This window comes from Neolewinella agarilytica, assembly GCF_900110645.1.
GTDB lineage: Bacteria > Bacteroidota > Bacteroidia > Chitinophagales > Saprospiraceae > Neolewinella > Neolewinella agarilytica.
In genome coordinates, this window is record NZ_FOFB01000035.1 from 45,329 (window position 1) to 54,560 (window position 9,232).

The window sequence follows — 9,232 nt, forward strand, 5'->3', positions numbered from 1 at the left end:
ATTTAAGGTGTGTCACGATAAAGGAAGCAGGGGCGAGACCTGTTATCTCCTTTGTTTACACTAAAATACGACCTGATTTGCCCGAGGATGCTTACCAATAATTTAAAGGAAATTAAGATATGTTAAGGGCGAAATGACACTATGTCCTGTCTGGCTGATATAAACCGGCGATGGGATGGTTTTGGGGCGCGAACGCGGGTGCAGGGGTGAGTTAATGAGCAAAGAAGATTTACCTGGCTTCCACGCGCTCCAGCGCGTGTACGGACTCATCTCGCTCCGGCGCGACGAGGCTAACCGAACTATCAGCACGCATGGCGGGAGCATGCTTAGCCCGTTCACGCGCAGGAGCGCGTGATGACCGGATTCAAAGCCCTATTTTCACCCCGTGGTTTTCTCCTCCATCCTCTTCCTGCTTTACTTTCTACCCGTTTTCCTACTGGTATACACACTGGTACCCGCCAGGGCGAAGAATGCCGTACTCCTTGCTTTTTCAACCTTGTTTTACGCCTGGGGAGCCCCCGTCTTCGTTTTCGTCTTAGTGGCCTCGACGATCATCGACTTTTACCTCGTCCGTTCCTTGCACCTTGCGTCCGCGCCCCAAAAGCGGAAAAGTTGGTTACTCCTTTCCCTGGGTATGAATATCGGATTACTGGCCTACTTTAAGTACGCCAACTTCTTTGTGGATAATGTCAACGCTGCCCTTACGGCAGCTGGAATCAACGCCATCGCCTGGACCTCCGTCGCCCTACCCATCGGCATCAGCTTTTACACTTTTCAGACCCTGACGTACTCCATCGATGTCTACCGCCGCGAGATGGAGCCCCTCGAAAAGGTAAGCGATTACCTCGTATACATTCTCTCCTTCCCGCAGATGATTGCCGGCCCGATCGTCCGCTTTCAGGAAGTGGCGGCTCAACTACGGGAACGGGTCACCCTGCCCGAAGATCAACTCATCGGTTTTGTTCGCTTTACCCTCGGACTGGCCAAAAAGGTCTTCATCGCCAACGTACTTGGCGCGGAAGCCGACCGGATTTTCGGCCTGGACGCCTCCCCCGACATGGCCACCGCCTGGCTCGGTGCCATCGCCTATGCCGGGCAGATATACTTTGACTTTGCCGGCTATTCCGATATGGCCATTGGCCTGGGTCGAATGATGGGCTTTCGGTTCCCCGAAAATTTCAACAGCCCTTACGTCGCGACCAACATCACCGACTTCTGGCGGCGCTGGCACATTACCCTCGGCCGTTGGATGAGAGACTATCTCTACATCCCGCTGGGCGGTAACCGGGTGAGCAGTAAAGCGCGGCTTTATTTCAACCTTTGGGTTGTGTTTCTACTCTCCGGCCTCTGGCACGGAGCATCCTGGAACTTTGTCATCTGGGGAGCTTTCCACGGCACTTTCCTCATCCTGGACCGACTCTTCCTCGCTAAATGGACCGAGCGGATGGGCCGTTTCCCAGCAGCCGTGCTAACCTGCTTCATCGTTATTATCGGCTGGGTCTTTTTTCGGATGGAAACCTTCAGTGAAGCGACGGATTATCTCTCCGCGATGTTTGGGGGAGCCTGGACGGGCCTGCCGGCCACCAGCGCCAAGTTTTGGTGGACCCTTGGCGTTAGCCTGATCGCCAGCGGGGCCGTGCTGACGGCTGCAGGCAGAAAAATAGAAGGCCTCTTATACCCAAAGGCATTCACGGATTGGCGCACCGCCCTCCCCTACCTGGTGATTAGTCTGTTCACCTACGCCTTTGCCTGTGCGGTGATTACCGGACAGGGCTTCAACCCCTTTATCTATTTCCGGTTCTGAGTATCTATTCCCGCCGATCCAACACATACCGGGCTTCCCGCCAGATTACCGTATCCAGCGGTTGATTCCTTGCTGTTGCCTTTTCCTTCATGTAAGCCAGCCATTCCGGTTTGGCCCGGATCTCTTCCACGATTTCAAGCAACTCTCTTTGCGCTACCGCCGGATCCGCGGGCGTAGCGAAGGCCTTCAAGGCCGCTTTCAGGAAGCCGTTTGACAGTCGGTGATAATGAGACTCCGTTTCCCACAAGATCACCAGGTCGTACTTCGCCAGCTCATATCTCAGGTCGAGTTCCGAAGCGGGGCCGGCATCCTGCCCACCCCGCATAACCCGGTTGAAGTAATACCAGAAGTCCCCTCCGTGGAAGAACTTGTCGCTAAAGCCCTGGTGGAGGTACATGTTCCAGTAGAAGCTATCCCCGATGACCAGCACTTTGGGCTGTGTTTTTTCCGGATGCTCCACTCGCCAGTGGGGGTACGCCAAAGGGTAGCCGACTGGCTCGCCGGGCAGGTTCATTCCCCGGTAGATATCCGCTTCGCTACCCCGTTGCTCTGCGCTGATTTCCAGCGAATCCAGCACCAGGTCCGGCATATCGATCTGGCGGCTGGCCTCCAGGTAATTGATCAGGGAGTCCATGACCAGATACTGCCCGTACTTACTCCAGTGAATACCCAGCTTGGGGAACAAAGGATAGGGCGTGGTGGATTTCAGGCGGCGAAACCAGTTGTTCAGGTCGAGGAAGTCAATATTCTGCTCCCGGAGAACCCGGAGGAGTTCTTCTTCATTCGTGCGGGCGGGCGGGCGGCTGGCGTAGGGTTCCGGGTGGTACTCCGGAAAGTAAGTCCCTTTGCCGGCGGCCATCACTACCAGCAGGTCGACGTTCATCTCAGCCAGGGAGTCGCGCACGCGGTTAAGTCTTCCGCCCAACTCATCAAAATGCCTTACGCCCTGATAATTGCCTCCCGTAGCGGCTTCCAGGTAGGTATCTTCAAAGAGGTAATCGTTTTTGCCAATCACCACATCACGAGCCGTTGGGTGGTTGAAGATGCTGTACTCCTTTTGGTTATTCCAGCGAACGAGGGTGTTGCGGGCACCGAACTGTTCGTTGAGCCGGCGCGCAGCGCCGGCCTGGAAGTCCCCCGACCACCAGTCAGCCCATGACCACTCCGGCCCGGCCACCGGCCGGTGGTTGGACAGCTTCTCCCCTACCCGGCCAAAAAAGAGCAAGGGTAGCAGTAAGCAGAGTAGCAAGAGGATTTGCAGCAAACGCATCGTAAGGCGAAGATCGGAAATAGATGGCTTAGCGCCCGGTTAGCTCTAGCGCCTCCAGAAAATCAATCACTTTTTCTTCGGGCATTTCGCAAGGCTTCAACTGCAGCCCGGCCCGGGTTTTGTATAGATTCAAACTAATGAAATCAGCTCCGCCCAGCTCTTCGGCGAAGAGCTTATGGCTACGGCCTCCGTTAAAGGAGCGGTGGCTTAGTCCATAGGTTTTACCCCGAAAAGACCCCGTTGAATACCCAAGGGGAACCAGTAAGAGCTTATCGTACCATCCAGGATGGATCATTTTTTTCTTCTGGCACCATTACCGATCAGCCCCAGGTCAAGCAGTACCGCAATAACTAAGCCAACGGTCTGAACAGACCCCGGAAAGTAATGCTCAGAAATGCCATACCAGAGTACCGTTAGCGGCATAAAGAAAAAGCCCAGAATCGGCCATAAAATACCATCAAAGGCAGTCTTCCACCATCCCGTAAAGAGGTAGAGGACAACAATCATAAATCTGGGAAAAAAGTATCCGATGAGAAGTGACAGAATGGGCATAAGGAGTGGGATTTTATACTGGAACGAGTTAAAAGGGGCAGATGATCGCCCGCAGCGAAAAAAATCTGAGGAGGCCAGCGGAGCAGGGTGCGCAAACGCAGGATGCAAAGATTCCTATCCAGAGCAGAGACTTTGGCCTTCTCTCAGCATCTAAGCTTCTTCTTCATTGCTCTTACAAAGAATGCTCTGCACCTGCGGCCGCGCCCCTGCAGAGCTTACCGAAGTACTAAACCGGAAGTGGGTAAAGCGTGGAATGATTCTCTAAATCAGGACTGAGAGATCCCAAACCCCGGTGAATTCCGGGGACCTTAAATCCGATGGCTAAACAGCTCCACGACAAAGGGGTAAAAATAATATTTGGCATAAAGCTGCACAAGCAAGCGCTTAAGTGTTCTAACAAGCTAAATCCGTTTATTTTCCTTGCTAAATATTTTTTCGACAAAATATTTGCATTTTTGAACTATGATTGTAACTTGCAGCCGACAATTTTATATACGGTCCACAAGCTACATTCCAATACGACCGTTTTTTTGAACACGCTTTTTCTGCCAACTGCTCCTTAATTAGGTATTCAGTTGGTAAACCAACATTCGAACAAACAACATCGCTGCTAAATCTGGCTCACCTGTCGTGGTGAGACCTGACGAGTATTTTCCGTGCCGTGGATTTCCATCCGTCGACGACGACACGACCGCTCTGACGGGATTACTATGCCAATAAGCCAGTCTATTATATTCACCATTTATCATGTACTAATGAAACCATCTTTATTTCTCGCCGCCATTTGCGGCCTCTTCGTATTCACCAGCTGTACTGAGGACCAGCAAGCTATCTCTGTAGAGGAAGCACCAACCACTGACTTTGCCTTCATCCATGACCATGACGAAGACGGTCACACCGGCCTTCCCGAGGTTGACTTTGCCGGCGCTTTAGAAGAGCACGCCGAAGCCACCTCCGAAGACTACTTTGACGCCGAGCGAGTGCAAATCACTCGTCCTGACGGCACGACGGAAACCCGCTACCTCGTTGGTGGCGACATTGAACTGACTAAGGACGAACTGACCACCTTCCAGGGCTTCGACGCGGCTATGGAAAAGCAATACCGCACCAACAATCTGGTAAGCGACAACAACATCTCCGTTATCGGTTACACCGGTGGCAACTATGCCTTGACCAGCAAAATGAGAACTGCTCTGCAGTGGGCCATCAACAACTATAATGCACTGAACACAAATAAGACCTTCACCCTGAGTTTCCGGGCTGCAACAAACGCTGACATTGTCGTTTACCGGAACTTCAACAACAGTGGAGCCGGCGGCAGTGCCGGGTTCCCTTCCGGTGGCAGTCCTTACAAATGGGTTCAGATTTACGCTGGAATGCAGAACTATGACACTAACACCAATGAGCACGTAATGACGCACGAGATTGGTCACTCTATGGGTCTGCGTCACACTGACTGGTTTAGCCGCCAGTCCTGTGGTCAGTCTGGCGAGTCCGCCGGATCAACCGGAGCTGTTCACATTCCCGGCACACCAACCGGCTACGATGCCAACTCCGTAATGCTGGCTTGTTTTGGCTCTGGTGAAGACGGTGAATTCGGTTTCTACGACCGGGTTGCCCTGGAGACGATTTACTAAGCATCATCAATGCTGATTACCTTTTGGGGTAACGTAAATACAAAAGCCCGTTCCGGAGATTTCCGGAACGGGCTTCTTTGTTTAAATACAGAGCGGCAAACTTTCGATTGCCTACTTAGCTACCGCACCAAAGAGAACTGCCCTTCGAGTGTTTCTTCAGCGCCGTTAATACGGAACTTCGTGATGTAGAGGTACGCATCAGCATTCTGCGGAGAGCCGTTTTTAGTACCATCCCAACCTTCATCAACGTCAGTGGAACTAAATACCTTCTGTCCCCAGCGGTTGAAAATCGTCATGGTGTAATCCGTAATTTCTCCACCATAGAAAAGGCGAAAATTATCGTTCGTGCCATCACCGTTAGGCGTAATCACCTCCGGAATAACCACCCGGGACTCACCAACAGCTAAGGTTCTGAATACTTCTGCTTCGCAACCAGCATCAATGGAAACGGTCAACGTGTAAGCTACCGAAGTAGGAGGATTGTCACTGATCCCAGGCACCTGAACTTCCAGGCTTTCCCCCGTCCCCGTAGGTGGTAGTACGTTACCGCTCCAGGAATAATCGGGATTGAGCGCCGGATCTACATTTTGGGCCGTCATAACTACCCGGTTTCCGGGAAAAGTCTCCGTGATCGGGTTTCCGTCCACATCAGTAAAGATAAACTCAGGGTTGAGCTCATCGGCCAACACCGCTACGTCCGTCGATGCAGTAGCGCTGCCACAGCCAAAGTCGTCCGTAAACACCACCGAGTAGGTTCCCGAAACGGCAGGTACTGTGATTTGAGCGCCAGAGCGGGTTTCCGTTCCTCCGGGTAAGGTCCAGACATACTGCCCGTTCCGGTTATTACTCAGGTTAGCCGTCAGGCTAATGTCCTCATCTCCACACACCGTACCCGGGCCGTCAGCCGTCAGGGTATAATCGTTGATGATCTCAAGAGTAATGTCTTCTGAGACAACGCCACAGTCTCCGGTCGTTTCTACTGTGTAGGTAGTTGTTTCCGTCGGGGTAACTTCTACATTCGGGTCATTGGTATCGATTCCTCCGCCGGTAATCCGGTAGGTATAGCCTAACACCGTCCCCCCTACGATCAGTCGGCGAGACTCGCCGAGGCAGAGGAGTCGGTCCTGGGTCAGATCTGGGGTCAGGTCGGTGCCTACCTGAATGGAATACTCTGCCGGCGAGGTACAATCTGAACCATCCGCCGTTACCGTAATCATATAGGTAGTCGTTTGGCTTACCGTAGCGATGGGGTCCAGGCAGTCATCACAGCTCAGCGTCCCCATGGGGTCTTCCCATTCCAGCGTGCCGGTTGGTCCGCCCGGAGCAAAAGAAGCGGTTATTTGCAAAGGCTCTCCGGGGCAAACAACGGGGTCTGCCGGGTCAAAAACGAGGATCGGAGGCTGGATGACGTTAATCTGGATAAAGCTCGTGTCTCCACAGCCACCACTTTCATTGACACGCTGCACAAGAGCTGAGTCTGAAGCAAAGAACACGGCATTGTACAGATCCTGCGGGCTGGCAATACCCGGCGCCACAATCCACTCATGGGTAATGAGGGGGTAGTCCCCAACGTCATAGGTAGGAGACCGGAGGGTAAAGGTGTCTCCCTGGCAGAAAGGATCTTTAACCGGATCGAGCGTTAGGCTCATATCATCGGGCAGAGAGTCAATACGAACGTAGACAGAATCAATCTGAAAACAGCCACCAACTACGCCTTCCACGTAGTAGGTCAGGTTGTCGTCATGATCTACCGTGTAGCTTGGCCCCTGGTTATTGGACAGGGCTCCCGTCAGCGGAGACCAGGTAACATCGTTGTCCACAAAGGGATCTACGGAAGCTTCGATGACGAGAGGTTCGTCTCCCAGACAGCGGAAGATGGTGTCTTCGGCCAGGATGTCCAATGAGCTGCGAATCAGGTCTACGCGGACCATTTGCGTATCCGAGCAGACACCGTTTTCTGAAGTAGAAACCAGCGTAAAGACAGTGTCTTGCCCCACTTCAGAGACAAAAATAGCGTTCACATCCGTTGAATCATCGAGAAAATCACCGGGGCTCCAGTCGTAAACCGTATTCCCGGTATCATCAATCGCGTTGGTGATCAACTGCAGTGGGTAGCCCTGACAGATGAGGGTATCGTTGATTAACTCCGGCACTACGAATCGGTCAACGTCGATGTAGACACTATCGCTGGCGAGGCTGTCAGCCGCCCCCACACTTACTACGTAGTAACGGGAGTTTACCGGAACGACCCGGGGAGACGGGTCGGTAAGGGCGTCGATAAATCCTTCTCCGGGGCTCCAGATGAGCCCGGCGTCGTTGAGATTATTGGTTTGCATCAACTCCACCGTATCTCCAAGACAGAGGTAGATGGTATCCGGATTAAGGATTTCCACCTGTCCCATCATGATCGTAGGCGGATCGACGGACACTACCCCTGATTCGGGGTTCAGCCCTCCAGCCAGAAGGCTGGAGATTCCGGTAAAGAAGCAAAGAGCAAGAGTAAGCAGTCCGTTATTCATATTTGCCACCGCAGTTTAGGTTTCAGGAAGCTGAAGATTGACGGTGCCAAAGTACGAATTTATCCGTCCTCTCCAGCGGTGTTACCATAATCATTAACGCTTCGGGAGCCAGGAAACCCTTCAACGTCGGTTAGCCGCTATTCCTTCAGCCAGGCTCGGGTTTCCTCAACGGTGATGCGGCCATAGTCATTCCCCCAGGCCTGATTGATATAATTGACAATGTTGACAATCTGAAATTCAGACAAATCCACGTTCCCTGGCATGACTTCGTCGTAGGTGATACCGTTGACCACGATCTCTCCTTTCATTCCGTACCGGATGCCGCGCACCACCTCACGGGGCTTATCCCGTAAGTAATCAGAACCCGCCAATGGAGGCATCAGCTGGCGTAGCCCTACCCCCTCTTCAAAATGGCAGCTCGCACAATGCTGGTCATAAAGATTGTGCCCCTGCTGGTTATCCGTTTTACCGCAGGAAGCCGGCAGAATGAGCAATGTAGCTAAGACAGAAAAACAAATCAGCAATCGCATGAGCGGGTTTTAGACAAGTAACGGTTGATGGGGGAATGGGTTCAGGGCGCGGACGCGGGTGCAGAGTTTTGGGATTGGGTAGCATAAACGGGCAGATGAGCATTATTTGAAAATTTAGTCATTGACAAGTCCTCCACTCTGTTTTACGGCCATTTCCATAAAAAAACCACCCTTACATTTGACACACCGCTAACTCAACAATATTTACTAAAACTAGACAACTATTTTAAAGAAACGATCTTAACAGGCTTCCTACCATTAACGTGAAGTAAAAAGAATCCACTTGGTTTCTCTCCAAGCCAAATTTGGTTATAACCTCTCATCAGAAATCCATTCTTGATTATTCTGCCAAAAACATCGTAAACGACAAATTTTTCTTGCTGACAAGTTGAACACTCTAACTCTAACAAGCCGTTTAAGGTTAGGCTTTTAATTTCAAGCCTTCCTATCCTTGTATCTGTTCCTATTGTACTTGTCGAAGTTAATTCTTCGCAAACAAAATCAAATGCAAAATCCCTTTCCACATTAAAGCTGGCTACCCCGATATTGGGATGATCAAAGCATCGTAAATCACCACCTTCATTCGAATCAGGGCTACTAAGTATAAACTCAAACGGATCAATGTAGCCAAAAGTATTGCCTACATAATTTAGCACCGTATCGATAAATCTTCTTCCGGAATCAGAATAACTATAAGATAACAGTTGCCCGACCAAATTGACATCATTTATTCTCTTATCAAACACATCCAACACTTCTAATACAATAACCTCGCTAGTATTAGGATGAGCTAATTCCCACTGATCTCCTACAGCAGCATTAAAATTAGAGCGTGTCTAAAATTATGATTTCTTCGATATAAAGGCTGTCAGTCGTATTTTGTAAGTCGCCAAACTATACAGAATATGACCAAGCAGTGG

The 9,232-nt window shown here is 51.3% G+C and carries 8 protein-coding genes; 2 read left to right on the forward strand and 6 right to left on the reverse strand.

All coding sequences use genetic code 11. The features are described 5' to 3' along the window. Positions 1-385 precede the first annotated feature (385 nt). Entirely contained in the window at positions 386-1,804 is a 1,419-nt protein-coding gene (locus BM123_RS21765; RefSeq protein ID WP_090172890.1) for an MBOAT family O-acyltransferase, read from the forward strand. Between the two features lie 4 nt (positions 1,805-1,808). Here BM123_RS21765 and BM123_RS21770 read toward each other — a convergent pair whose 3' ends face one another. The 3 genes from BM123_RS21770 to BM123_RS21780 are packed head-to-tail and all read right to left on the reverse strand — an operon-like array spanning position 1,809 to position 3,626. Beyond that, the gene (locus tag BM123_RS21770) at positions 1,809-3,074 is read right to left on the reverse strand and encodes an alginate O-acetyltransferase AlgX-related protein (RefSeq protein WP_090172892.1); all 1,266 of its coding nucleotides are present in this window, start codon (positions 3,072-3,074) and stop codon (positions 1,809-1,811) included. 28 nt (positions 3,075-3,102) lie between these two features. Further along, complete coding sequence (locus BM123_RS21775) at positions 3,103-3,369, reverse strand: peptide methionine sulfoxide reductase (RefSeq protein WP_090172894.1); 267 nt, start codon at positions 3,367-3,369, stop codon at positions 3,103-3,105. After that, on the reverse strand, positions 3,366-3,626 hold the full coding sequence (locus tag BM123_RS21780) for a hypothetical protein (RefSeq protein WP_090172896.1): 261 nt from the start codon (positions 3,624-3,626) through the stop codon (positions 3,366-3,368). The genes BM123_RS21775 and BM123_RS21780 overlap by 4 nt, the downstream gene beginning before the upstream one ends. Before the next feature lie 755 nt (positions 3,627-4,381). On the opposite strand from BM123_RS21780, the gene BM123_RS21795 reads away from it, so the two are divergent. Beyond that, a complete protein-coding gene (locus tag BM123_RS21795; protein WP_090172902.1) occupies positions 4,382-5,263 on the forward strand; it encodes a M57 family metalloprotease in 882 nt (293 codons plus the stop codon). A gap of 119 nt (positions 5,264-5,382) precedes the next feature. Here the strand turns inward: BM123_RS21795 and BM123_RS21800 are convergent, their stop codons facing one another. The 3 genes from BM123_RS21800 to BM123_RS21810 all read right to left on the reverse strand — a co-directional run bounded on the left by BM123_RS21800 (position 5,383) and on the right by BM123_RS21810 (position 9,058). After that, positions 5,383-7,782 carry a gliding motility-associated C-terminal domain-containing protein gene (locus tag BM123_RS21800; protein WP_090172904.1) on the reverse strand — a complete coding sequence of 800 codons (2,400 nt, stop codon included), beginning with the start codon at positions 7,780-7,782 and terminating at the stop codon, positions 5,383-5,385. 137 nt (positions 7,783-7,919) lie between these two features. Beyond that, on the reverse strand, positions 7,920-8,312 hold the full coding sequence (locus BM123_RS21805; RefSeq protein WP_090172906.1) for a c-type cytochrome: 393 nt from the start codon (positions 8,310-8,312) through the stop codon (positions 7,920-7,922). Between the two features lie 221 nt (positions 8,313-8,533). Next, positions 8,534-9,058, reverse strand: a complete 525-nt coding sequence (locus BM123_RS21810) for a hypothetical protein (RefSeq protein ID WP_139212034.1) — start codon at positions 9,056-9,058, stop codon at positions 8,534-8,536. Positions 9,059-9,232 lie beyond the last annotated feature (174 nt).

Bases quoted from the DNA above. Each gene is read 5' to 3' on its own strand.
- BM123_RS21770 (WP_090172892.1), bottom strand. From the start codon at position 3,074: ATGCGTTTGCTGCAAATCCTCTTGCTACTCTGCTTACTGCTACCCTTG.
- BM123_RS21775 (WP_090172894.1), bottom strand. From the start codon at position 3,369: ATGATCCATCCTGGATGGTACGATAAGCTCTTACTGGTTCCCCTTGGG.
- BM123_RS21780 (WP_090172896.1), bottom strand. From the start codon at position 3,626: ATGCCCATTCTGTCACTTCTCATCGGATACTTTTTTCCCAGATTTATG.
- BM123_RS21795 (WP_090172902.1), top strand. From the start codon at position 4,382: ATGAAACCATCTTTATTTCTCGCCGCCATTTGCGGCCTCTTCGTATTC.
- BM123_RS21800 (WP_090172904.1), bottom strand. From the start codon at position 7,782: ATGAATAACGGACTGCTTACTCTTGCTCTTTGCTTCTTTACCGGAATC.
- BM123_RS21805 (WP_090172906.1), bottom strand. From the start codon at position 8,312: ATGCGATTGCTGATTTGTTTTTCTGTCTTAGCTACATTGCTCATTCTG.